This is a genomic window from Bacillus cereus group sp. BfR-BA-01316 (assembly GCF_022664195.1).
Lineage (GTDB): Bacteria > Bacillota > Bacilli > Bacillales > Bacillaceae_G > Bacillus_A.
Genome location: NZ_JAKUGX010000019.1, coordinates 54,299 through 79,363 on the forward strand (window position 1 = coordinate 54,299; position 25,065 = coordinate 79,363).

A 25,065-nucleotide genomic window follows, 5' to 3' on the forward strand; every position below is an offset into this window, starting at 1 on the left:
AATATGAAAGGGGAACGCAATATGGAGAGAAATATAGTTAAAGAATATACAATTCGAATTGCCACTGAAGATGAAAGTGAAAGCATTATTACTCTATTAAAAGAAGTAGCACAGTGGCTACAAGATAAAGAAGTAAATCAGTGGCAGTATCTTTTGGGAGGAGAAGCTACGGCCGAAATATTAGAAGGCATAAGAGCGAAATATACGTATGTTGTTATGAAAGAAGCTGAAATTGTCGGTACGGTTACAGTATCTCCTAAACAAAATGAATGGGATGAACGTATTTTTGGTAAAGAAGAAGTTTCTGATTCGTTGTATATTCATAGATTTGCGGTGAAACGGGAGTATAAGGGGAATGAAATAGGAGAATGGATTTTACAGTGGGTAGAAGAGAATGTACAAAGTGATAAAGAGTATTTGAAGTTAGATTGTGTTGGGCATAATCGTACGTTGAATGAATTTTATAAGCGATGTGGCTTTGAATATATCGGTAGTACGGATGGGCTTAGTAAGTTTCAAAAGAGAAGGAGAAAGTGAATGAATCCAATTAACGTAAGTTTAGTTGAAAAGTTAATACAGGAACAATTTCCAGAATGGGCACATTTAGAAATTAAGCCGGTAAAATGTAGTGGGCATGATAATAGAACGTTTCATTTAGGAAATCAGATGAGTGTAAGATTACCAAGTGATGCGGCATATGTACCGCAAGTAGAGAAAGAAAACAAGTGGCTTCCTATATTAAGTAAGGAAATCGCTTTACCAATTTCTGCACCGATTGCGAAAGGGAATCCGTCTGAAGAGTATCCGTGGCCTTGGTCTATTAATAAGTGGATAGAGGGAGAGACAGTTATGAAAGAAAATGTTCGTGACTTACATGAATTCGCAGCAGACTTAGGATCATTTTTAATTGAATTGCAATCCATTGATGCGAGTAACGGACCAATAGCTGGAGCACATAATTTTTACCGGGGCGGGCTTATATCTGTATACGATGAAGAAGCGAGAGTGGCTATTGAGAATAATAAGGACGTTTTTGATGAGACATTATTAAAGCATCTTTGGGGTTTAGCACTTAGGTCAACATGGGACCGTAAACCCGTTTGGGTTCATGGAGATGTTGCACCGGGGAACTTGCTTATTAAAGATGGAAAACTTTGTGCCGTAATTGATTTTGGTATATTAGGAGTAGGGGATCCTGCGTGTGATGCGGCGATGGCATGGACATTTTTTCATAAAAATAGTAGAAACATATTTAAAGAAGTATTACGTATGGATGAAGAAACGTGGAATAGAGCGAGAGGATGGGCGCTTTGGAAGGCGTTAATTACATATGATGCGAATAGGGATAGTAATAAGAAGGTGGCAGAAGAATCTTATCGTGTGATTCAAGTGATTGTGGATGATTATGAGAGGTAATAGAAAAAGCCTATTTGAATCGTATATTTTAAAATAGGCTTTTTCATATGATTAAATATTAGAAATTGAAAGAAGGAATCCAACATTATTATACAGAATTTTTAGATATTAGGAGGTGTCGAATTTTGAGTGAAATTGAGTTGAAAAGTAATGTAATTAAGACAGGGCGAGAGAGGGGGATTATTCTTCGGTTTATACTTGCTAGTCTAGTTGGGGTGTTTATGTTTTTCGTACCAGTTACGATAAACGGTGCTTCGTCAATTATGATTGATCATATCGTATCGTGGATTCGGACTTCAGTTCCTTCTGTAGTACCATATTACGCACTACTTGTAATGATAATTGGTGCGATTTATCCATTTTATACGAAGAAATGGAATGCATCTATCGTAGATATTTGTTTTTCTATTTTAAAAGTAGTAGGTGTTGTTTTTGGCGTATTATATTGTTTGAAAGTAGGACCAGCTTGGTTCTTTGCGCCAGATGTTGGACCTTTTTTGTATGAGAAATTAGTTATATCCGTAAGTTTACTCGTTCCAATTGGTTCGGCATTTTTAGCGTTATTAGTCGGATACGGATTGCTTGAGTTTATCGGCACGTTTTGTCGTCCGATTATGAGACCGTTATGGAAAACACCTGGACGATCAGCAATCGATGCGGTTGCTTCCTTTGTTGGAAGTTATTCGCTAGCTCTTTTAATTACTAATCGCGTTTATAAAGAAGGGAAGTATACGACGAAAGAAGCAGCGATTATCGCAACAGGTTTTTCAACAGTATCCGCAACATTTATGATCATCATCGCAAAAACATTAGATATTATGCATTTATGGAATATGTATTTTTGGACTACGCTTATTGTAACATTCATCGTGACCGCTATCACCGTAAGAATCCCGCCTCTTAGTAGAAAACCAGATACATATATTACGCAAGAAGGGTTTCCAGAGCCAGTTTATAAAGAGAAAATGTTAGAGCGAGCTTGGGAAGATGCATTAGAAGTATCAAAATCTGCGCCAAGTATTATGAAAAATATCACAGTGAATTTAAAAGACGGGTTTATAATGACGATGGGGATTTTACCATCTATTATGTCAGTAGGATTAATTGGTATCGTCTTGGCAAAGTTTACGCCAATATTTGATTGGGTTAGTTATATTTTCTATCCGTTTACATGGGCTTTACAGCTTCCGGAAGCGGAACTAGCTGCAAAAGCAGCATCAGTTGGTATTGCAGAAATGTTTTTACCTTCTCTTTTAGTTGTAAGTGCACCGCTTGTGACAAAGTTTGTTATTGCGGTTGTTTCGGTGTCATCTATATTGTTTTTCTCCGCATCAATCCCCTGTATATTATCGACAGATATTCCGTTAAAAGTATCTGAACTTATTATTTTATATGTGCAAAGAACGATTTTAACGTTGCTAATTATTACGCCGATTGCTTATTTGTTGCTTTAAACTAATATATAAGTTCTGAATATATAAAGTTTTTTGACTTTAAGAAGCAAATATTTACTCAATAAAAGCGGAAGTCATTTTGATTCAAATGACTTCTTTTTATTTATCGTAAAATCGTAGTTAGTGCGAAATAATAACCAGTGGAGAGAAATAAAAAACATGAATTAAAATTTCACTTTATTGCAAAGTAAAAGCCACATTTAGTGTGAATTTATCTTTTGAATATTCCTTGACAGGAATATTCCACTTTAGTTATAATCGACTCAACAGGAAGATAATATTAGTGATGATATTGATGTGTTATAACCGGAGACCATCACTTAATGAGGTGAGTGATATGTCGGGTGAAATTCCGGGCGTGAACATGGCGACGCTGAATGCCTTATCTGAACCGAATCGTATGAATATCGTTGAACTGTTGCGTGACGGTCCTCTAACTGTTGGGGAAATTGCCGACCAGCTAGGATTAAGGCAACCACAAACTTCAAAACACTTAAAAGTGCTAAGTGATACTGGAATTGTGGAAGTGCAGGCTGAAGCTAATCGCCGGATTTATAAGTTACGACCTGAGCCTTTCCAAGCACTTGATTGTTGGGTACAGTCATTTAAGCATGTGATGGAAGAGAGATTCGATAATCTAGATAAGTATTTGAAGGAATTACAAAACAAGGAAAAGTCTTAAGGAGGAATTGAAATGTCAAATAATACAATGGTATCGAGAGTAGAGAACGATCGGGTATTAGTACTGGAGCGCGTTTTCGATGCGCCGCGCGATTTAGTATTCAGTATGTTTAAAGAACCAGAACATTTGAAACATTGGTGGGGGCCAAGAGGTTGGGAAATTCCGGCATGCACTGTCGACTTCCGTCCGGGAGGCGTTTGGCACTACTGTATGAAGTGTGTGAATCAGAACTTGGAGCAATTTTTTGGTATGGAATCATGGGGAAAAGCAGTCTATAAAGAGATTATTGAACCAGAGAAAATCGTCTACACCGATTACTTTTCGGATGCTGAGGGCAATGTAAATGATTCTATGCCGTCAACCGAGATGACATTAGAATTCATCGATTTAGGTGGAAAGACAAAGCTAATAAACCGTGCTGAATATGTTAACAAAGAGGCACTTAAGAGTGTTATGGACATGGGCATGCTGCAAGGTATCACCGAAACTTGGGATCGTTTGAACGAGCGATTGGAGTCACTGAAATAGATTTTTGTACCGTAATTTTATTTTTGATGATAAGTAAGTTTAAAAGTATTGAGTAAAATAAATTTTTTTGTAAGGGAGCGTTGAAATAAATGATTAATAATGTTGGTCAAATTATGTTGTATGTGAATAACCAAGATGAAGTGAAGAAATTTTGGACAGAAAAAGTAGGGTTTATTGTAATTTCAGAGGAAGATAACGGTCAAGGAATGCGATGGATTGAAATTGCTCCGACGAAAGAAGCTGAAACAAGTATTATTCTCCATAATAAAGAGTTAATTGCTAAAATGCAGCCTGAGTTAAATCTTGGTACACCTTCTTTAATGTTCTTCTCAAAAGAATTCGATCGTTTATATAGTGATTTAGTAAACAAAAATGTTACAGTTGGAGAAATTGTAAATATGCCTACAGGTAGAATATTTAATTTTGCAGATAGCGAAAATAACTATTTTGCGGTAATGGAAAAGAAGTAAATTTCAATTCAAATTATGAGTGCGATGCCTGAATAAAGGCATCGCATTTTTTGCTTTAAGATATATTATATATCTGTAATGGTGAATTTAATTTTTATATAATAATAAAACAATATATAATAATATGATATAGTAACAACAAAAGAAGGGGGCTTACAAATGGAAATTATTCACGAAAGAGCAAAGTTACGGTTAATGGATAGCAATGATGTCGAAAAAATGTTTTCAATCGTGAAAGGAAATCGAGATATTTGGGCGTATTTAATCTCTAAAATGGATACTGTTCAAGATATGCAGCAATATGTTCAAAAGGCGATAAAAGCTTATGGGGCAGGGAAGGATTTGCCATTTGTTGTTGTTGATCAAAAGACGAATGAAATAGTAGGGAGTACACGCTTATATAACATTTCAGTGGAAGATAAGACAGTTGAGTTAGGAAAAACGTGGTATGACCCGAGTGTACAGCGTACGAGTATGAATACAGAATGTAAGTATATGTTATTACAATATGCTTTTGAAAAATTGCATATGCGGAGAGTACAAATTAAGACGGATGCCCGAAATGAAAAAGCACAAAGAGCAATTGAAAGACTCGGCGCAGTAAAAGAGGGTGTACTTAGAAACGAAAGAAAATTGCCGAGCGGGCATGTTAGAGATGCAGTTGTATACAGTATTATTGCAAATGAATGGCCAGCTGTAAAAGAACGGTTATTAGAAAAATTAGAGTCATATAAAGAAAAATGATAATTCATAGTAAGAAAGGTGTATTGATCGTCAAGATGAAAAATATACCTTTTTTTTTACAAAACAGTTACTTCTTTTATTTACTTTTGTTTCATCATTCCATTATGATAAAAAATTCGTTACAATGTAGTTGTATGGTAATAAACTTATAAATTACACAAATGTAATGAAAACCGCAAACGAAAAATGAATTGATAATCCTCAATTTTAAATGAAAACCCTTTAATGCATATATATTACAAGAAAAATTCCTTCTTTTAAACAAATTCAAACAAAATGATTTGATATATACGTTTTTATATAGAAGTATGGATGATGTACGGAGGCAGTTATAAATGAAAGAAAATAAGAAAAGTAAGAAAAGAAGAATCTTGCAAGTATTCTTGCTTATGATTTGTTCTATTATTTTATATGTAAGTTATGCAGCTTACGATATTTGGAGTTATCGCTTTAAAACAGATGATGATGTGAAGACAGATGCTGGTATCGTGCTAGGAGCAGCTTCATGGAACGGAAAACCATCTCCTGTATTTAAAGAAAGAATTAATCATGCAATTTCTTTATATAAGAACGGTAATATTAAAAAGATTATTTTCACAGGTGGTACAAAGTTTGAGGCAGAGCTTGAAGAAGCACGTACTGCTAGAGTGTATGCACTGAAACATGGTGTAAAAGATGAGGATATTCTAATTGAAACAAAATCTCTTTTCACAGAAGAGAATTTAAAGAATGCAAAGCAAGTTGGAATAGAGAACGGAATACGCACATATACGATCGTGAGTGATCCACTTCATATGAAACGTGCGATGAAAATTGCAAAACATCTTAAAATTGAAGCGTATGCATCAGCAACTCCAACGTCAGCGTATAAAACGTTAGATACAGAAATCCCCTTCTTTTTTAAAGAATTATGCTCGTATATTGGATATGTAACCTCTTTGCCATTAAAGGCATTGAAAGGGGATTAATATAAGAAAAGAACCTATCCTTTTATAGGAACTTTTCTTATTGTTCAAAAGCATTGTATTTTTATCGGAATAGTGAAATAATAGAGAAGTAACTTCATATAATCATAATGACAAAATGAACGGTTTATGAATCGAACATAAAGGAGATTATGTATGGCACTCTCATTTGTTGAAACAGAAGAACAATCTTTAGTTATTGAACAAATAAATAAATTGATTCCGAAGTTCATGGAAAGGGAGCATCAACTAAGTGAATTAGGATCATTTCCGTATGAAAATATTAATAATTTGAAAGATATCGGATATACGAAATTAACGTTGCCAAAAGAATGGGGAGGCAATGCGATTTCTTTATATGACTTCGTTTTATTTCAAGAGAAAATAGCAGAAGGCTGCGGTGCTACCGCATTATCAATTGGATGGCACCTTGGCATTGTAAAGGAATTAGCTGAAAATCGTTCTTGGGATGAGGAAATGTTCACTTGGTTTTGTGAAGAAGTGCGTAATGGCGCACTCTTTAATCGAGCAGCGACAGAGCCGAATACAGGTAGTCCTACGCGCGGCGGGAAACCAGAGACGTTAGCTGTCAAAAAAGGTGAGAAGTGGATTATAAATGGAAGAAAAACTTTTACGACAATGGCGCCAGTACTTGATTATTTTATTATTTCAGCAAGTGTTGAAGGCCAGGAAGAAATCGGAGAGTTTGTCATTCCGAAGAATACGATAGGCGTATCAATTGAAGAAACGTGGGATAGTATCGCAATGCGAGGAACTGCGAGCCATGATCTCGTTTTACAAAATGTAGAGATAGAGAACCGCTTTTTTACGGATGTAAAGGGCGGGAAAGTGAAACAAAAGGGTATTGGCTGGTTGCTACATATACCAGCATGTTATTTAGGAATTGCACAATCGGCAAGAAATTATGCAGTTCAGTTTGCGGAATCATACAAGCCAAATAGTTTAAATCATTCTATTAGTTTATTACCGAATGTTAGAAGATTAGTTGGAGAATTAGAACTTGAGCTTATGCAAGCTCGTGTCTTTTTATATCAAATTGCGAAAAAATACGATGAGGCAAAAGATAAATTATCATTGCAAGCCGAACTAGCAGCTGCGAAATATGTTGTAACGAACGCGGCAATATCTATTGTAGATAAAGCAATGCGCATCGTAGGAGCGAAAAGTTTATCAGAAAAAAATCCGCTTCATCGTTATTATTTAAACGTCAGAGCAGGACTGCACAATCCGCCGATGGATGATGCAACTCTTTCCATACTGGCGGATGCCGCGTTTCGGTCTTAGCTTAAAATAGAGGCTGTTGAAATGTACTAGTCAAGAGAAAGAAGACCCTAATATAGGGTCTTCTTTCTTTATAAATAATAATATGATGTTATTTTTGAGATGAAGAAAAGCGAATTGTATCGTTGCGAGAAAGTAAGAAGGTATTCAGTTTACGACTATAAGTACGATGATAATAATCGGCGAATCATAAGTTATATAGCGTACATTTTTATTCTTTAAGATCACAGATATGAGCATTTTTAATAAAAACAGCTTGGATCTATTGTGAAAATTATTGATAAAAAGAACTAAAATGAATTATTAGGAACGAGAATTCTATTAATAGTTTCAAATTAGAAGGATTTCTATTCAATTAGTAATCATATTAATTGAAAATTATGCGTACGAATATATTAAATGAAGGGAGATATAAAATGAATAAAATTAAACTGAAAGTATTGAATTTAAATTATATAATGATATGTATTTTATTCACTATTATATGTATTCTCACTTCATTTTTCATTTCCAGTAATTCAAACTTATTTAAATCATTTTATATTAATCAACTATTGGGAACTAATTCTACTAAAGGTCTTATGTATATGATAGGAAGTGAGAATCATTATTTTGTAGAGGAATTTCATAAAGAAAAAGGACAAGCGTCTTTGGAATCTTTTTTACTTTCAATCTCTACAAACATTAACATAAATGATCTCCGAAGTATATTAAGTAGAGAACTTCCTAATATGAATCAATTCTATTCGGAAATATTAATTGCTGGAGAAGGGACCGATTATACTAATATTCCTGAAGAATCCAATATTCCTTTAGAAAATATCAAAAATGAAGGGTCTGCTATTGGACATCAAAATAGTGAAAAAGAAAATAATTCTACCGGTAAAAGTTCGAATCTACAAAATAATAGTGAAAATAAAGTTTTTATTTATCATACACATAGTTGGGAATCGTTTATTCCTCTTATTCCAGGAGCTACCAAACCAAATGATGCCTCCAGTACAAATAATGAAGTGAACATTTCGTTTGTTGGAGGTTATCTAAAACAAAAGTTAGAGGAAAAAGGAATAGGTGTTTCGCATGATACTACAAATATGAGGGATTTTCTGAGAAATAAAAATTTAAATTGGGCTCAATCTTACAAAGGCTCCCGCCAAATAGTACAAGATATATTAGCAAAAGATAAAAATATTATGTTCCCAATTGACCTTCATAGGGATGATGCCCGAAAAAACATTACATTAAAAACTATTAATGGAAAGAATTATGCGCGACTCTATTTTATTTTAGGACGAAATAATCCTAACTATGAAAAAAACAAAAAAATAGTAACGGCAATAAATTCATATTTAGATGAAAAATATTACGGTTTAAGTCGAGGGATTTTCATTAAAGACCGTACGAAAGGAGACGGAGTATATAATCAAGATCTTTCTCCAAATGCATTACTTATTGAAATGGGAGGGGTAGATAATACACCAGAAGAACTATATGCTTCTGGTGACGCATTAGTAGAAGCGTTTAGCCACTATTATTATGAAGTTGCTAAGAAAAATAATTAAATATATAGAAAAAGCTATTCATACTAGCAAAAATTGAATTACAAGAATACTAAATATAACAGTAAATAATTTGGTGTTTTTGTAAAATAAAAAGGAGTGACACCTATGAAAAAATCTTTCTTTTCATTCTTCTTTTTATAGTTTTATAGTGGAATGCTATGCTTCTTATTTCACCTACTGTATAATAAGAAAAAAGCACGAAAAGAGGTTATCTCATGCTAGAGGTTATTGCAACTTGTTTAGAAGATGTGAAGCGAATTGAAAAAGCTGGTGGAAATCGAATTGAACTCATTTCATCGTATACAGAAGGTGGTTTAACACCGAGTTATGCTTTTATAAAAAAAGCAGTAGAAGCAGTGCAAATACCAGTTCATGTTATGATTCGTCCGCATGCGAAGTCTTTTACATATACGGAAGAAGAAATTGAAATGATGAAGGAAGATATTATCGTTGCACAGAAGTTAGGTGCAGCGGGTATTGTATTAGGTGTGTTAAATGAACAAAATGAAGTTGAAGAAGAGAAATTAGCAGATTTATTATCTGTTGTAGATGGAATAAATGTAACGTATCACCGTGCGATAGATGATACAGAAAATCCAGTAGAAGCGATGAAAGTTTTGAAGAAATTCAATAAAGTTACTCACGTGTTAACTTCAGGCGGACAAGGAAATGTAGTAGATAATATTCCAGTGCTTACAGAGATGCAAAAGGAAAGTGAAGGGAATATACAGCTTGTTGCCGGAAGCGGAGTAACGAAAGAGAATGTAAAACAATTGCTAGAAGAAACTGGAATTAAGCAGGCGCATGTAGGTACAGCGGTTAGAGAAGGTAAGTCATGTTTTTCTGAAATTGACCTAAAGTTAGTACAAGAGTTAGTTGAAATAATAAAGTAAGTATTTAAGAAAGAGGAGAAACGATGAAGACGAATACGAAGAAAGAATTGATCTCATGGATTAAAACGATAGGTATTACACTTGCGATTGCCTTTATCGTTCGTGGGGTGCTGTTTACGCCATCATTAGTACAAGGTGAGTCGATGATGCCAACTTTAGAAAATAATGAGCGCGTTCTCGTTAATAAGATTGGTTATAGTATAAACGGATTAAATCGTTTTGACGTTATCGTCTTCCACGGAAAAGAAGGGTACGATTTAGTAAAACGAGTAATTGGTTTACCAGGTGATACAGTTGAGTATAAAGATGATGTTTTATATGTAAACGGAAAAGCGATGGAAGAACCATATTTAAAAGAGTTTAAAGAAAAAGCAGCTGGCCGTGTATTAACTCCTGATTTTACGTTAGAACAAATCACAGGGAAAGCGAAAGTGCCAGAAGGCCAAGTGTTTGTTTTAGGAGATAATCGTGAAGTTTCTAAAGACGGTCGTATGTTTGGATTTATTTCAGAAGATGAAATTGTCGGAAAAGGACAAGCTGTTTTTTGGCCGTTAAAACAAGTAAGAGCATTATAAAGTAAAGCAAAGGTATGGGAGAAATATTCTTCCATACTTTTTTTGTTTGTGAAAAATATATTGATAGAATTGAAAGAATATTTTATAATTTTAAATTATATGTTTGTTTCGAAAAACGGAATTTAAGTTCCGAAATTCGGAACGAAAAGGAGACATGATGAGTATAAATAAAACGGCAGTTAAGACAATGGATATTTTGGAGTTGTTTTATGAGCATGAAGAGCTAAGTTTAACAGAGATGGTTCAGCTTACGAATATGCCGAAAACATCTGTTTATCGTTTAATTGGTTCGTTAGAAGAAATGGACTTTTTACAAAAAACAGAAAAGGGAAAGTATCGTCTCGGAGTCGTTTTTTTACGATTTGGTCAACTTGTTTCACAAAGGTTATCGGTAAGAAATATTGCGATACCTTATATGAAAGAGCTTAGAGATAGTTTAGGGCAAGCAGTAAATTTAATTATTCAAGATGGTAATGACGCAATTTATGTTGAGAAGATGGAAGGAGCTCAGCCAGTACGTGTTTATACGGCGGTTGGAAGAAGAGCACCACTGTATGCAGGTGCATGTCCGAGAATTTTACTATCGTATTTTTCTGAGGAAGAGAAAAGAAAGTACGTAGAGGAAACAGATTTAAAACAGTTTGCAGATGGAACGATCGTGAATAAGGAGCATTTGTTAGAAGTATTACATATGGCGAAAAAAGAAGGGTACACAATTAGCTACTCTGAATTAGAAAATCATACAGCGGCTATAGCAGCTCCAATTTTTGCAAGTGATGGAACGGTTGTAGCGGGCATTAGTATTTCGGGATTAGCAATTGAGTATAGCGAAAGTAACATTTCATATTTTACTGCGAAAGTGAAAGAAACAGCATACCGCATTTCGAAAGAACTCGGCTTTTGGGCATAGAAAGAGGGAGTAGGATGAAATTTTCTGCGTTAGGGGATCAAGCAATTATTGTTACATTTGGTGAAGAAATTGGGATGGATATATACGAAAAAGTGCAACGATTATTTCAAGCACTGCAGCAACATCCGTTTGCAGGAATGGTTGAATGCGTTCCGTCGTTTACTTCATTAGCGGTGTACTACAATTTGTACGAAGTATGGAAGCGAAATAAGAGAAGTGAAAGACCATATGATCACGTTTGCCAGTATATAAAGGAGCTGTGTGATTCATATAAAGAAGAAGTGAACCGAGATGTGAAACATATTTCTATACCAGTGTGTTACGGGGGAGAGTATGGACCTGATTTAGAAGAGGTTGCGCATTATCAAAGCTTACAAGTAGAGGATGTTATTCGAATACATAGTGAAACAACATATTTCGTGTATATGTTAGGTTTTACACCAGGATTCCCGTATTTAGGCGGGTTACCGAAAGAACTAGAAACACCTAGAAAAGAAACACCGCGGTTACAAATTGCTCCTGGTTCAGTAGGTATTGGCGGAAATCAAACAGGTATTTATCCGCTAGAAACACCAGGAGGCTGGAATATTATCGGCCGAACACCTATTTCTCTATTTAATCCAAAAGAAGAAACACCAACATATATTCAAAGTGGTATGTATTTACGATTTATACCAATAACAAAGGAAGAGTACGTATCGCTTGAGGGGGCTAAAGAATGGATGTAGAGATTTTGCATGCAGGAATGCTTACAACAGTCCAAGATTTAGGACGATCTCATTATCAACAATACGGTGTACCTGTTGGCGGGGCTATGGATAAAAATGCGCTCAGGATGATTAATATGTTAGTAGGCAATGAGGAGAATGAGGCTGGACTCGAAATTACAATAATGGGGCCTAAAATGTTAATAAAGAAAACGACATTGCTCGCGATTGGTGGAGCAGATATGGAACCGTTATTAAATGGAGAGCGCATTCCATTATGGCGCCCCATATTAGCTGAAGAAGGAAGCATGCTTTGTCTCGGAAAAGCGAAAAGCGGTTGCAGAGCGTATGTGACTTTTGCGGGCGGTATAAATATTGATCGTACGATGGGAAGTAAAAGTACTTACATACGTGCTGCTCTTGGCGGTATTGAAGGGAGAATGCTGAAAAAAGGAGATTATTTTCAAATTGGTACAGGAGCAGAAGTTGCGAGTCGTTTCATTCAAAACTTACAAGAAGAAGGGCGTATAAAAACGAAGTGGGCAATTTGTAACAATGCTTTACCAAAATACAAGAAGCATCCTACTCTTCGCGTCATAACAGACTTTGAATATGATCAATTTACAGAAGAAAGTATAAAGTCGTTTTTTTCGAAAGAGTATAAAGTATCCAATTATGCTGATCGTATGGGATATAGGCTTGACGGAGATGTTTTAAATAGAGTTGAAGAGATAGAAATTTTATCGAGCCCAGTTACATTCGGAACAATTCAAGTACCGAATGGTGGACAGCCTATTATATTAATGGCGGATAGACAAACGACAGGTGGTTATCCGAGAATTGGAAATGTAATTTCAGTAGATTTACCTCTTCTAGCGCAGCTGAAACCAGGAGACTATGTAACTTTTGAAAAAATAACTATGGAAGAAGCTGCACAATTATATATAGAACAGGAAACAAGTATGAGTCTATTAAAGAAATTCATCGCTTTACGAAGCTGAGATTAGGAGGAAAACATCGTGACTACAATCGATTTAAACTGTGATTTAGGAGAAAGTTTTGGAGCTTATAAAATGGGGAATGATGATGAAATTCTTCCGTTCGTTTCCTCTATAAACGTTGCTTGCGGTTTTCATGCTGGTGATCCGGCCGTTATGCGGCAAACGGTTGAAAAAGCTCTGCAGCATAACGTAGCAATCGGGGCACACCCTGGATTTCCTGATTTAATTGGATTTGGGAGAAGGAATATGAACGTTTCAGCAAGTGAAGTATACGATTATGTTTTATATCAAATTGGCGCATTAGACGGATTTGTTAAAGCTGCTGGAGGGAAAATGCAACATGTAAAACCGCACGGTGCGTTATATAATATGGCGGCAACTGATTCGGAAATTGCGGATGCAATCGCAAAGGCAATTTATCATATTAACCCAAATCTATTACTTTACGGATTAGCGAATAGTGAAGCGTTTATAAGGGCAACAGAAAAATATAATATAACTTTCGTACAGGAAGCTTTTGCTGATCGTACGTATAAGCAGGATGGAACTTTAACGAGCCGTACAGAAGAAAATGCTCTTATAAAAAATGAAGATGAAGCGATAAAACAAGTACTTCAAATGGTGAAAGAAGGGTATGTAGAATCGGTTAATGGGGAGAAAGTAGCAGTTCAGGCGCAAACGATATGTTTACACGGTGATGGAGAGAAAGCAGTACAATTTGCGGAGAGAATATACAGAACATTCGAACTTAACGATATTTCTATATGTGCACCGAAATAAAAAATGAGGGGAAGTGCTGGAAATGATTAAATTAATTGGGATACTACTTGTTGCAGTTGGGTTTTTATTTAGACTAAATACACTGTTAGTAGTTATGGTTGCAGGTATTGTTACTGGTATGGTTTCAGGCTTAAGCTTTTATGATGTGATCAGCATGTTCGGTAAATTTTTCATAGAAAACAGATATATGTCTATGCCAATCATATTAACTTTACCGGTAATCGGAATTTTAGAGCGTTATGGTTTAAAAGAAAGAGCAGAAGCACTTATAACGAAATCAAAAGGAGCAACAACTGGAAGAGTATTAATGTCATATTTTACGATAAGAGAATCATCAGCAGCACTTGGACTTAATATTGGTGGGCATGCGCAAACAGTGAGACCACTAGTTGCGCCAATGGCAGAAGGGGCTGCGCAAGGTAAATACGGTAAACTTCCTGAAAAATTAAGAGAAAAGATTAAAGCAAATGCAGCAGCTGCGGAAAATACAGCTTGGTTTTTCGGAGAAGATATTTTTATCGCAACTGGTGCCATTTTATTAATGAAAGGATTCTTTGATTCAGTAGGAATGCATGTCGGTGTATGGGATATGGCGCTTTGGGGTATTCCAACTGCGATATCTGCCCTTATTGTGAGCTGGATTAGGTTTAGAAGGTTTGATAAGTATATAGAGAAAACAATGAAGGCAGAAGAAAAACAAGAGAAGGAGGCTATATAAGATGAACATTATAACAATGGATACAATTTATTATTTACTAGGGATAATTGTTGCCTTTATCGCAATTCGTATCGCATTTGATCGTGAACATCCAAACCGATTCGGTTCTAGCTTATTTTGGGCATTGTTTGCAGTTACATTCATATTTGGAAATGTAATACCTTCATTTTATGTTGGCTGTATTGTGCTAGTTATGGTCGTTTTAGCTTCATTAAATAAAGTAACAAAATCTGAGGAGAAAGAAGTACCAGTGCAAGAACGTGTGAAACATGCTGAGAAATTAAAGAATAAAATTTTCATGCCTGCACTATTAATACCTATTTTTACAATTATCGGTACGTTAACGTTAGGAAAAATCAAATGGGGAAATGTCGCGCTTGTTGATCCAGATAAAGTAACGTTAGTTGCATTAGCGTTAGGAGCATTACTCGCATTCATTGCGGCGATGCGTATTACAAAATCAAAAATAACAACGCCTGTTCAAGAAGGAAGTAGGTTATTACAAGCTGTTGGCTGGGCAGTTATTTTACCACAAATGTTAGCGGCACTTGGCGGTATTTTCGCGAAGTCTGGCGTTGGACAAGTTGTTTCTGATTTAGTCGGACAAGTGTTACCGACAGAGTATCCATTCGTTGCTGTTATGGCGTATTGTTTAGGAATGATGCTATTTACAGTCGTAATGGGGAATGCATTCGCAGCGTTTGCAGTAATCACTGGCGGAATCGGCTTACCTCTAATTGTACAAATGCACGGAGGGAATCCAGCTATTATGGCAGCACTCGGTATGTTTGCTGGATATTGCGGAACATTGATTACTCCAATGGCGGCAAACTTTAATATTGTTCCGGCGATGCTGTTAGAATTGAAAGATAAGAATGCAGTCATTAAGGCGCAAGTACCAATTGCTCTTTCCATTTTCATTATAAATATGTTTATAATGTACGGCCTTGTATATCGTTTCTAATTAGGAGAGTGAAACTATGAAAACAGTATTATTAACAGGATTTGATCCGTTCGGCGGAGAAAGCATCAACCCAGCTTGGGAAGTCGCAAAAAGTTTGCATGAAAAAACAATCGGAGAGTACAAGATTATTAGTAAACAAGTGCCAACCGTATTTCATAAATCAATACAAATATTAAAAGCATATATAGAAGAGTTATCGCCTGACATTATTATATGTATTGGACAAGCTGGGGGCAGACCAGATATTACGATAGAGCGTGTAGCAATTAACGTTGATGATGCAAGAATTGCTGATAATGAAGGGAACAAGCCGGTGGATATGCCGGTTGTAGAAGAAGGGCCGACCGCGTATTGGTCTACACTTCCGATGAAAGCAATCGTGAAAAAACTTCGCGAAGAAGGTATACCGTCGTCTGTTTCACAAACTTCAGGTACATTCGTTTGTAATCATTTATTCTATGGTCTCATGCATGAACCAGAGAAACATGATAAGAAAATAAAAGGTGGATTTGTTCATATTCCGTTCTTACCAGAGCAAGCGAGCAATTATCCAGGTCAACCGAGTATGTCACTTTCTACGATTAGTAAAGGAATAGAATTGGCAATCGAAGTAACGACGAAAGTAGAGGTAGATATTGTAGAATGTGGTGGCGCGACGCATTAAGTAAAATGAATTGTACAACACCTATTGTAAACAACTGGTATAATAAGTATAGGAATATACATAGAGGTGATTTTTGTGCAATTTGAAGAAGTACGTTCGATATTAGAAAAAGCGAAGAAAATTACAGCGTTAACAGGGGCTGGCGCAAGTACGGAAAGTGGAATCCCTGATTTTCGTTCAGCAAATGGATTATATGCTGATGCGAATGTAGAGATGTATTTATCAAGAGGATATTATAATAGAAGTCCGAAAGAATTTTGGAAGCATTATAAAGAAATCTTTCAAATTAATACGTTTCATCAATATAAACCAAATCGTGGGCATCGCTTTTTAGCAGAGCTAGAGGAACAAGGAAAAGATATAACGATTTTAACGCAAAATATTGATGGTTTACATCAATTAGGTGGTAGTAAACATGTCATTGATTTACATGGAACACTTCAAACAGCACATTGTCCGAAGTGCAAAGCGGGATATGATTTACAATATATGATTGATCATGAAGTGCCACGCTGTGAGAAGTGTAATTTCATTTTAAATCCAGATGTTGTTTTATACGGAGATACGTTACCACAATATCAAAATGCGATCAAATGTTTATATGAAACAGATGTACTTCTCGTAATGGGAACGTCACTCAAAGTACAGCCTGTCGCTTCATTCCCAGAAATCGCAAAGAGAGAAGTAGGAGCAACAACTATTTTAGTAAATGAAGAATTAACGGGTCAAGAATATAATTTTGATTATGTTTTTCAAAATAAAATTGGTGAATTTGTTGAAGGGTTATCTTCGATTAAATAAGTTTTTGTTTTCGTAAAGAAACTGAGGTGAATGATGTCACCTCAGTTTTTTGTATGAATTATATTCATGTTATCGCTTATTAAGGGGAATGGTAATAAATAGGACATAAAATATGAAAACTGAAAATTAAATCTTTTATTTCTTTTGTAATTAATATAAAATTCTATATATAGCATATAAATAAATTTAATACATAATGATTTTTGCACAGAAATGTTAATAGAATGAAGCGAGGGAGCAAAATGAGACAGAAAAAGGAGAAGCAGAAACAGTCGAAAAAGAAAAAGACTCATATTCCGTTTCGGTTAAATGTACTATTTTTTATCGTTTTTCTTTTATTCTCAGCTATTATTATTCAATTAGGTAAAGTACAAATCATTGACGGAGAAACGTATCGAAATGAAGTGAATAAAAAGGAAGATGTAACGGTGAGTACTCCAGTTCCGAGAGGGAAGATGTTTGACCGGGAAGGGAAAGTTATTGTAAATAATAAACCGTTACGAACTGTTACATATACGAAGATGAAAGGAGTGGACTCAAAAGAGGTTTTAATAGTGGCAAGAAATTTAGCAAAGCTAATTGAAATGCCACAAGAAGATATGGACAAGTTAACAGAGACAGATAAAAAAGATTTTTGGATGCAGTTAAATGAAAAGCGTGCAGCAACAAAAGTAACGAAAGAAGACGAGAGTAAATTTAGGAAGCAGGAAATAGAAGGGAAAGACTTAGATAAGAAAGTAGAAGAGTTGAGACGAGAAAGAATTACACAAGAAGAATTAAACGAGCTTTCGAAGGAGGATATAGAAGTACTAGCAATTAAAAGTAAAATGAATGCGGGATATAAAATGACGCCACAAATCGTCAAAAAAGATGTCAGTCAAAATGAATATGCAGTAGTGAGTGAAAGATTATCGAGCTTGCCAGGCGTAGATACGACTGTGGATTGGGAGCGAGAATATCCAAATGATAAAATACTACGTTCTGTACTTGGTAGTGTTTCTAGTGAGAATGAGGGATTACCAAGGGAGCAATTAGACTATTATTTAGTGCGAGATTATAACAGAAATGATCGTATTGGTAAGAGTTACATCGAAAAACAATATGAAGATGTGTTACATGGAACGAAAGAACAGTCTAAAAATATTACTGATAAAGCTGGAAATATTATTCGGACTGAAAAAGTGACAAAAGGAAAAAGTGGAAATAATTTAATGCTAACAGTTGATATGGATTTGCAGAAAAAAGTGGAGGAAAGTCTTGAAAAGAATTTAAGGGCATTTCATTCTTCTGAACCGATGATGGATCGTGCATTCGTCGTTATGATGAATCCAAAAAATGGTCAAATTCTATCATTAGCAGGAAAGAAAATTGTAAATAAAGATGGCGGGATGCAAATAGAAGACTACGCTTTAGGAACGATGATAAGTTCTTACGAGTTAGGATCAACGGTGAAAGGAGCTACGGTATTAGCGGGATATCAAACAGAAGCGATTAAGCCATATACGCATTTTTTCGATGCACCAATGTTTTTTAAAGGAAGTTCGAAGCCGAAGAAATCGTGGAAAGACTTTGGAGATATTGATGATTTAAGAGCATTGCAAGTTTCATCCAATGTCTACATGTTTAATACGGCGTTAAAGATTGCGGGGATTGATTATGTACCAAACAATCCGTTAGATATTAAACAAGAAGCGTTTAATAAAATGCGTTATTATTTTAGACAATTTGGTTTAGGTGTGCCAACTGGCATAGATTTACCGAATGAATCGATAGGTCAAATAGGTAGAACAGATAATATACCAGGTTTTTTACTTGATTATGCGATTGGACAATATGATACATATACGCCGCTCCAGCTTGCTCAATATATTTCAACGATTGCAAATGGTGGTTACCGTATGAAACCACAAATTGTACAAGAAATTAGAGAACAACCAAATAGACCAGAGGGAGTCGGGAAAGTTATGCAATCGATGGAACCAGTCGTGTTAAATCGAGTGGATATGGATCTTTCATATATAAATCATGTGAAAGAAGGATTTAGGAGGGTTTTCCAAGAGGCTGATGGGACAGGTACTGGAACTTTTAAAGGGTTACCTTATAAACCAGCTGGGAAAACAGGAACAGCAGAGACAGTGTACGGTGGAGAAAGTGATATTGGAAGAGATGAGAACAACTATCGAAAAAAATGTTATAATTTAACTCTCGCCGGGTATGCGCCATATGATGCTGATCCGGAAGTTGCTTTTTCTGTTGTTGTACCATGGGTGAATAATGATAAATCAGGTATTAATTCTGCAATTGGTAAAGAGGTTTTGGATGCATATTTTGATTTAAAAACGCAGAGATCGGGTGCAAGTCCAGTCCCAGTAGCACAATAGCCGAGTAAGGCACAATAAAAAACTTCAAATTGTAGTATATCACTGCGCAAATGAAAACATATTGTGCAGTGATATATTTTTGAGTTGAAAAGTGTTTTGATAAGGTGGGAATGGATATGAAAGAGGAGATTAAGAGAGGTTGGGGAAAGTACATACTATTTATATTTGTCCTAGTAGGAGCGTACCAGTCTTTCACTTTATGTAAGGTGGAAGGAAAATCAATGCAGCCAACTTTACATGAAGAAGACTACGTATTTGTAAATAAAGCTGCGGTACTTTTTTCTAGCATACAGCACGGAGAAATCGTCATTATTAAGGAAGAGGATGGATCGAAATATTATGTAAAACGTGTAATAGGGCTTCCTGGTGACGTAATTAGCATAACGAATGGAATTGTATACGTAAATGACAAAAAGCAAGATGAACCTTATATAAATAAAGATTTATTCAACAATACACAAGTGTTTTACAACTTTCAAAAGACAAAAATTCCACCAAATAAGTTATTTGTAATGGGAGACAATCGTGAACATAGTAAGGATAGTCGAAATGGTTTAGGTTATATTGAAGAAGATAACGTTATTGGCAAGGTGGAATTTATATATTATCCTTTTTCGAAAATGAAAATACTAGACTAGTTTAGTATTTTTATTTTATTTTCCTCAGAAACAATCAATGAATTAGATGGACCTTTAATCCGCAGGTGCTCCTATAAAGAGGATAATAATTAACGCTTTTATATTAAGTTAACGGTTAGGAAATAGAAAGGATATGATGATATGTATAAGTACACAATATGCTTCATTAGAAAAGGGGATAAAATACTTCTGTTAAATAGAAACAAAAAGCCGACAATGGAATGTGGAATGGCGTTGGAGGTAAAATGGAGGATAATGAAACCCCATATGAAGGAGTAATTAGAGAAACGTTTGAGGAAACGGGTATTCAACTTCATGATGTAACTTATAAGGGTAATGTCATTTTTAAAGAAAAGGATGAGCCTCGGGATAGTGATGGAATGTATGTATTTCTTGCTGATTTACCAGATGAAGTACATATCGATACGCCATTAAGCACTGATGAAGGTATATTAGAATGGAAGTCAATTGATTGGATATTAGATGATGATAACAGAGGTGTAATTAGCCATTTACAAAGATACTTACTGAGGTTACTAAAAGACGAAAACAATTTAGAGCATACATTTATTTATGATAATCGTAATATTGTTGAATACACAACTGCTCTTCTGACAGAAGATGATACGAAAAAACGATATGTAAAACATCTCGTTTCTCAATAAGAGAAGATACGTTAAAATACGAAGAAAAAGCCAAATCCTTTATTGGAATTTGGCTTTTTTGCAGGGAATGCTAATTCAAATTTTGCTCTACATAATTTGCTTTAATGATAAAGCGGTGCTGCTTTACATCGAAATATCCTTTTTGCAAGATGATTTCATGTATTCGATATAATTCCTCAGTATAGCTTTCAACAGTAAAGTCAGGAATTTGCCATGGAATTGCTTTTAAATAATAGACGACAGCACCGACATCATAAAAACGTTGAAAAGGGAACTCTTCTTTTGCTTCTAAAATAGTAAATCCATTTTGCTCTAATTCACTACATGCTGTTTCGAGTGACCAACTTGCAAATTCTGAATTAAGCGGTGCACCAAACAGCTCATTAAGATGGGCGCAATCAAAACCACCGACTTGTTGAGTAAGGAATATCCCATTTGGAGAAAGGATTCGTTTTACCTCGGAAGCAGCATATGATTCATGTTGATTCACAATTAAATCAAACTGACCATCTTGAAATGGTAAAGCAGTATCATCGGTCACTTCTACAACTGTAACTCCTAAAGGTTCTAATTTCTTTCGTGCAATTGGGACATTCGGAGCATAGCCCTCAGTAACGTAAATAGTTGACGGGAACGGTTGTAACATAGATAAAAACTCTCCGCCGCCAGTACCCATATCTAGCATTGATTTTGCACGTTGCATAAGCTGGAAGGCTGTACTACCATATGACCACGATAGAGGCTCGCTATTCATACGGCCAGTTTCTGAAATGAAAGAAAAATCCCAGCCGCTAAAGTTTGTCTTTGCACTATCTAATAGTGCCGAAAATAATGGATCACGTTTCATATTATGTCCTCCTATTTTGTTAATGAATGATATAGTAAGAAATGAGAAAGGGAGGACCTCTTATTAAAATGAAGCGGTTTTACGTTTCATGTTCAAATAGATTCATACAAATTCGCTCCTTGCGAGAATAGTTATTTATATATTCGGGAAAATCGAGTGAAAATCCTTTGAAATTATAAGGGAAGGCAGTTGTTTAATGAAAAATTGGATGGAGTTTACAGACAAAGAGTACGACCAAATATGGGACAGGATATATAGTGAGCTTAAGTTTTCGCCAAGTGATTCTACATTTCCATCATTTAAGGTGCCAAGTCCTTTTGTTACATATGATATTTCTCATTACTTCGGAGAGTCGGTAGATTTAGATGTATATGACGAACTTGAAGAAAAAGCATTACTAGTTTTTAAAGAGAATACAGTATCGGATGAATATATAATGGCACTTGATTGGCAACATGAATGTTACTGGGTAAATCCACATTTAAAGTTCGATAGAAATGAATTTGATGAGTGGACAATCCCGATTTTTCCAAATGGAGATTATTATTTCTTTATTCAGAAGGACTTTAAGTGGGGGTATTTAGGTCACCCTTGGGAAAAGAGTATAACGATATTTGGAAAAGAACTAATAGAGAGTTTTGAACAAAATAAGCCGGAAATGTTTCAAAATATTTTAAGACAATGTTAATGTTTTAAAGAGAAAACACGTTTATACTTCCAAATGAAGTATAAACGTGTTTATTATTAGCTGTTTTCATATAGATTGTTGCTTTCTTTACAAATAATTAAAAACAAAAATCTTTTGGTAAACAGCCATTTTTTATCACCGTTCTTAACCCATGTTTCATAATCCATGGATTGACAGGATGGTTATTATTGAGCAATTCTCGCAACCAATGAAAAACAATTTCTTTATCTTCTTTCGTAATATCATTGATGTGATTTGCTACCCATTTTTTCACCTCAGTGGTCAGTTAAAAACAATTTTTATTTTTTAATCGACAATCCATACACCAACGTCTCACTAGGAGTCGTAATGCTAAAACCAGTCGTCTTATAATCAAGTTTCACCGTAGCACCAGTGTAGTCTTTCGTGAATGAGTCCATTTGTACAATAAGCTGTTCATCTTCATATACAACATCATCCGCATTATATGTATCCCAAATTAAATCAACATCAACGAAAATGCTGCAAGAGTTTGTCATTGTTCCTCTAATGCGAATGATCTTTTTGTCTTCACGTTCTAGTCTATGTATAGCTGCTATTGCTTCATCAGTAATACGAATGTTCATGTAACCCCAACCTTTATTTATATTTTCTCTATTATTGCAAAAACAGGAGAAATAGGGAAGGGAGAAGCATTGCAATAAAAAACGAGCAAACAAATTTGTTTGCTCGTTTTACTTTATTTCAGTTCACATTTATCAAGTGGAATGACTTTCGTTTTCTTAGTAAATTTATAACCTAACCATAGTACTAAGAAGAGTGGTAAACCGATGTAAGAAACGAGCACACCGTTCCAATCGATAGATGCTCCCGTAAATGCTCCGTAGTTTTGACCTAAAATAACGATAACACAAAGTGTAAATGCAAAGATTGGACCGAACGGGAACCATTTTGCTCTATACGGTAAATCTTTTAAATCTTTCCCTTGTGCAACATAAGCTTTTCGGAAACGGTAATGACTAACAGCAATTCCTACCCAAGCAATAAATCCTGACATCCCAGAAGCATTTAATAACCAAATGTATACAACACCGTCACCGTATAAAGAAGCGATGAAAGCGACACTACCAACTACTGATGTTGCGATTAATGCGTTAACAGGTACACCGCGGCTATCTAATTTGCCTAAGAACTTTGGTGCTTTTCCTTGGCGAGCTAAATCCCAAAGCATACGAGTTGATGCATACATGCCAGAGTTACCAGCAGATAAAACTGCAGTTAAAATAACAGCGTTCATAACAGAAGCAGCGAAGGCAACGCCCGCTTTTTCAAATACAAGTGTAAATGGACTTACTGTAACATCACTTGCTGCAAGGCTATCAGTCGTATAAGGAATTAATAAACCGATAACAAGAATTGCTAAAATATAGAATAATATAATGCGCCAAAAGATAGAACGAATTGCTTTCGGAATATTGCGTTCTGGATCAGCAGTTTCACCAGCAGCCACTCCTAATAATTCAGTTCCTTGGAATGAGAAACCAGCAGCCATAAATACACCGATAATTGCCATGATTCCACCGTTAAATGGTGCATCTGCAACAGTGAAGTTTTTAAAGCCGACAGATTCGCCGCCCATAATTCCAAAAATCATCATAAAACCGACAATTAAAAAGATAATAATAGTAACTACTTTAATAAGTGCGAACCAATATTCAGATTCACCAAAACCTTTAACAGATAAATAGTTTAAGAGAAAAATAATAGCTAAACAAAGTCCACTCCAAATAAGAGAAGGTGTATCTGGGAACCAAAATTTCATAATTAATGTTACGGCCGCTAGTTCAGCAGCGATCGTAATCGCCCAGTTATACCAATAGTTCCATCCAAGTGCAAAGCCAAGTGATGGATCAACAAATTTTGTTGCATAAGTGCTAAAAGATCCAGTAACAGGCATGTAAGCTGCGAGTTCTGCTAAGCTTGTCATTAAGAAATAAACCATAATTCCAATTGCAGCGTATGCGACTAGTGCACCGCCAGGACCAGCCGAATGGATAACACCACCGCTGGCAAGAAATAGTCCGGTACCGATTGTACCACCGAGAGAAATCATCGTAAGGTGACGAGATTTTAATCCGCGTTTTAATTCACCTTGTCCTTGTGTAGTTTGCGTTTTAGAGGTAGCTTGATTCGTTGCGCTATTCATGTTCAACACTCCTTTTCTTGTAAGATAGGAAGGAGCGGGGGAGAAAAATACAAAAAACCGCCAAAAGAATTAGGCGGAACGTTTCACAAATAACCACCCCATCATACCCTTCCGTTAAGATAGCACACCACGTTTACTCGGTATTTTGTAAACGTGACAGTTCTGTTCCTTTCGGAGACAGCCCCAGCCAATATTTCCAGAGAAGAAATATAAACTTCGGCAACTTTTCCTTTTAAACGGAGTCGGGTGACATTCTCTGTGTCTCGGCCGTTCTACTCTTAAAAGTTGCAACCTCTACCTCATCGGATTGATGAGGATTTATTCATTGCTATGATTTTTAATATATGGCAATTGTAATGAGTTTCTGAAAATATTGCAAGGGATTTTGTTAGGAAAAGTCAAAAAATATCGGTTATTGTATAGGAAACGCTCGCAAAGCTCCACCCGAACCTACTGTTATGTAACAATAAATAAAGAAAGAAATTGTTATACAAATGTTTCGCAAAAAATATTGAAAAACCCTTT

The 25,065-nt window shown here is 35.5% G+C and carries 26 protein-coding genes, 2 pseudogenes and 1 riboswitch; of the genes and pseudogenes, 24 read left to right on the top strand and 4 right to left on the bottom strand.

All coding sequences use genetic code 11. The features are described from left to right. The first annotated feature begins 21 nt into the window (after window positions 1-21). The 23 genes and pseudogenes from MR071_RS15445 (at window position 22) to MR071_RS15555 (ending at window position 20,820) form a co-directional block, all read left to right on the top strand. Window positions 22-537, top strand: a complete 516-nt coding sequence (locus MR071_RS15445) for a GNAT family N-acetyltransferase (RefSeq protein ID WP_242236723.1) — start codon at window positions 22-24, stop codon at window positions 535-537. Beyond that, complete coding sequence (locus tag MR071_RS15450) at window positions 538-1,416, top strand: aminoglycoside phosphotransferase family protein (RefSeq protein WP_105587242.1); 879 nt, start codon at window positions 538-540, stop codon at window positions 1,414-1,416. Between the two features lie 125 nt (window positions 1,417-1,541). Further along, window positions 1,542-2,870, top strand: coding sequence for a YjiH family protein (locus MR071_RS15455; RefSeq protein WP_105587241.1), 1,329 nt, complete (start codon window positions 1,542-1,544; stop codon window positions 2,868-2,870). 337 nt (window positions 2,871-3,207) lie between these two features. Continuing rightward, window positions 3,208-3,552 carry an ArsR/SmtB family transcription factor gene (locus MR071_RS15460; protein ID WP_105587240.1) on the top strand — a complete coding sequence of 115 codons (345 nt, stop codon included), beginning with the start codon at window positions 3,208-3,210 and terminating at the stop codon, window positions 3,550-3,552. A 12-nt stretch (window positions 3,553-3,564) separates the two neighbouring features. Continuing rightward, window positions 3,565-4,080 carry an SRPBCC domain-containing protein gene (locus MR071_RS15465; RefSeq protein WP_105587239.1) on the top strand — a complete coding sequence of 172 codons (516 nt, stop codon included), beginning with the start codon at window positions 3,565-3,567 and terminating at the stop codon, window positions 4,078-4,080. An 89-nt stretch (window positions 4,081-4,169) separates the two neighbouring features. Then, the gene (locus MR071_RS15470) at window positions 4,170-4,550 is read left to right on the top strand and encodes a VOC family protein (protein ID WP_105587238.1); all 381 of its coding nucleotides are present in this window, start codon (window positions 4,170-4,172) and stop codon (window positions 4,548-4,550) included. A 159-nt stretch (window positions 4,551-4,709) separates the two neighbouring features. Continuing rightward, on the top strand, window positions 4,710-5,294 hold the full coding sequence (locus tag MR071_RS15475) for a GNAT family N-acetyltransferase (RefSeq protein ID WP_105587237.1): 585 nt from the start codon (window positions 4,710-4,712) through the stop codon (window positions 5,292-5,294). Window positions 5,295-5,629: 335 nt separating this feature from the next. Beyond that, window positions 5,630-6,262, top strand: coding sequence for a YdcF family protein (locus MR071_RS15480; RefSeq protein WP_105587236.1), 633 nt, complete (start codon window positions 5,630-5,632; stop codon window positions 6,260-6,262). Between the two features lie 153 nt (window positions 6,263-6,415). Continuing rightward, window positions 6,416-7,564, top strand: coding sequence for an acyl-CoA dehydrogenase family protein (locus MR071_RS15485; RefSeq protein WP_242236727.1), 1,149 nt, complete (start codon window positions 6,416-6,418; stop codon window positions 7,562-7,564). A 413-nt stretch (window positions 7,565-7,977) separates the two neighbouring features. After that, window positions 7,978-9,123: a stage II sporulation protein P gene (gene spoIIP / locus MR071_RS15490; RefSeq protein ID WP_105587234.1), complete on the top strand. Its 1,146-nt coding sequence runs from the start codon at window positions 7,978-7,980 to the stop codon at window positions 9,121-9,123. A gap of 215 nt (window positions 9,124-9,338) precedes the next feature. After that, the gene (locus tag MR071_RS15495) at window positions 9,339-10,016 is read left to right on the top strand and encodes a copper homeostasis protein CutC (protein ID WP_105587233.1); all 678 of its coding nucleotides are present in this window, start codon (window positions 9,339-9,341) and stop codon (window positions 10,014-10,016) included. 23 nt (window positions 10,017-10,039) lie between these two features. After that, window positions 10,040-10,591, top strand: a complete 552-nt coding sequence (lepB, locus tag MR071_RS15500; RefSeq protein WP_105587232.1) for a signal peptidase I — start codon at window positions 10,040-10,042, stop codon at window positions 10,589-10,591. A 157-nt stretch (window positions 10,592-10,748) separates the two neighbouring features. Continuing rightward, the gene (locus tag MR071_RS15505; protein ID WP_078181192.1) at window positions 10,749-11,501 is read left to right on the top strand and encodes an IclR family transcriptional regulator; all 753 of its coding nucleotides are present in this window, start codon (window positions 10,749-10,751) and stop codon (window positions 11,499-11,501) included. 14 nt (window positions 11,502-11,515) lie between these two features. After that, the gene (gene pxpB, locus MR071_RS15510; protein ID WP_105587231.1) at window positions 11,516-12,229 is read left to right on the top strand and encodes a 5-oxoprolinase subunit PxpB; all 714 of its coding nucleotides are present in this window, start codon (window positions 11,516-11,518) and stop codon (window positions 12,227-12,229) included. Further along, window positions 12,220-13,209, top strand: a complete 990-nt coding sequence (locus MR071_RS15515; RefSeq protein ID WP_105587230.1) for a 5-oxoprolinase subunit C family protein — start codon at window positions 12,220-12,222, stop codon at window positions 13,207-13,209. Before pxpB ends, MR071_RS15515 begins: the two co-directional genes overlap by 10 nt. An 18-nt stretch (window positions 13,210-13,227) precedes the next feature. Then, window positions 13,228-13,989, top strand: a complete 762-nt coding sequence (gene pxpA / locus MR071_RS15520) for a 5-oxoprolinase subunit PxpA (protein WP_242236729.1) — start codon at window positions 13,228-13,230, stop codon at window positions 13,987-13,989. 22 nt (window positions 13,990-14,011) lie between these two features. Continuing rightward, the gene (locus MR071_RS15525; RefSeq protein WP_000593391.1) at window positions 14,012-14,707 is read left to right on the top strand and encodes a DUF969 domain-containing protein; all 696 of its coding nucleotides are present in this window, start codon (window positions 14,012-14,014) and stop codon (window positions 14,705-14,707) included. Window position 14,708: 1 nt separating this feature from the next. Beyond that, window positions 14,709-15,671: a DUF979 domain-containing protein gene (locus MR071_RS15530; RefSeq protein ID WP_105587228.1), complete on the top strand. Its 963-nt coding sequence runs from the start codon at window positions 14,709-14,711 to the stop codon at window positions 15,669-15,671. 16 nt (window positions 15,672-15,687) lie between these two features. Then, window positions 15,688-16,335, top strand: a complete 648-nt coding sequence (gene pcp / locus MR071_RS15535; protein ID WP_242236731.1) for a pyroglutamyl-peptidase I — start codon at window positions 15,688-15,690, stop codon at window positions 16,333-16,335. A 66-nt stretch (window positions 16,336-16,401) separates the two neighbouring features. After that, on the top strand, window positions 16,402-17,136 hold the full coding sequence (locus tag MR071_RS15540; protein ID WP_242236734.1) for an NAD-dependent protein deacylase: 735 nt from the start codon (window positions 16,402-16,404) through the stop codon (window positions 17,134-17,136). Between the two features lie 224 nt (window positions 17,137-17,360). Continuing rightward, window positions 17,361-19,517 (top strand): peptidoglycan D,D-transpeptidase FtsI family protein, encoded by a 2,157-nt coding sequence (locus tag MR071_RS15545; protein WP_242236739.1) that lies wholly within the window; start codon window positions 17,361-17,363, stop codon window positions 19,515-19,517. A gap of 116 nt (window positions 19,518-19,633) precedes the next feature. Next, window positions 19,634-20,155, top strand: a complete 522-nt coding sequence (lepB, locus tag MR071_RS15550; RefSeq protein WP_242236741.1) for a signal peptidase I — start codon at window positions 19,634-19,636, stop codon at window positions 20,153-20,155. 141 nt (window positions 20,156-20,296) lie between these two features. After that, window positions 20,297-20,820, top strand: a pseudogene (locus MR071_RS15555) (NUDIX hydrolase). A 70-nt stretch (window positions 20,821-20,890) separates the two neighbouring features. On the opposite strand, the gene MR071_RS15560 reads toward MR071_RS15555, so the two are convergent. Continuing rightward, window positions 20,891-21,667, bottom strand: coding sequence for a class I SAM-dependent methyltransferase (locus MR071_RS15560; protein ID WP_105587222.1), 777 nt, complete (start codon window positions 21,665-21,667; stop codon window positions 20,891-20,893). 196 nt (window positions 21,668-21,863) lie between these two features. Between MR071_RS15560 and MR071_RS15565 the strand changes: the two genes are divergently transcribed. Beyond that, window positions 21,864-22,355: a DUF2716 domain-containing protein gene (locus tag MR071_RS15565; protein WP_105587221.1), complete on the top strand. Its 492-nt coding sequence runs from the start codon at window positions 21,864-21,866 to the stop codon at window positions 22,353-22,355. Between the two features lie 97 nt (window positions 22,356-22,452). On the opposite strand, the pseudogene MR071_RS15570 reads toward MR071_RS15565, so the two are convergent. From MR071_RS15570 to MR071_RS15580, 3 genes and pseudogenes are all read right to left on the bottom strand, one after another. Next, window positions 22,453-22,629 (bottom strand): annotated as a pseudogene (locus MR071_RS15570) (DNA alkylation repair protein); the annotation flags it as partial. 25 nt (window positions 22,630-22,654) lie between these two features. Further along, window positions 22,655-22,960, bottom strand: coding sequence for an iron-sulfur cluster biosynthesis family protein (locus MR071_RS15575; protein ID WP_142395913.1), 306 nt, complete (start codon window positions 22,958-22,960; stop codon window positions 22,655-22,657). A 113-nt stretch (window positions 22,961-23,073) separates the two neighbouring features. Continuing rightward, window positions 23,074-24,540 (bottom strand): amino acid permease, encoded by a 1,467-nt coding sequence (locus MR071_RS15580; RefSeq protein ID WP_105587218.1) that lies wholly within the window; start codon window positions 24,538-24,540, stop codon window positions 23,074-23,076. Between the two features lie 112 nt (window positions 24,541-24,652). After that, window positions 24,653-24,845: riboswitch (Lysine riboswitch) on the bottom strand. Window positions 24,846-25,065 lie beyond the last annotated feature (220 nt).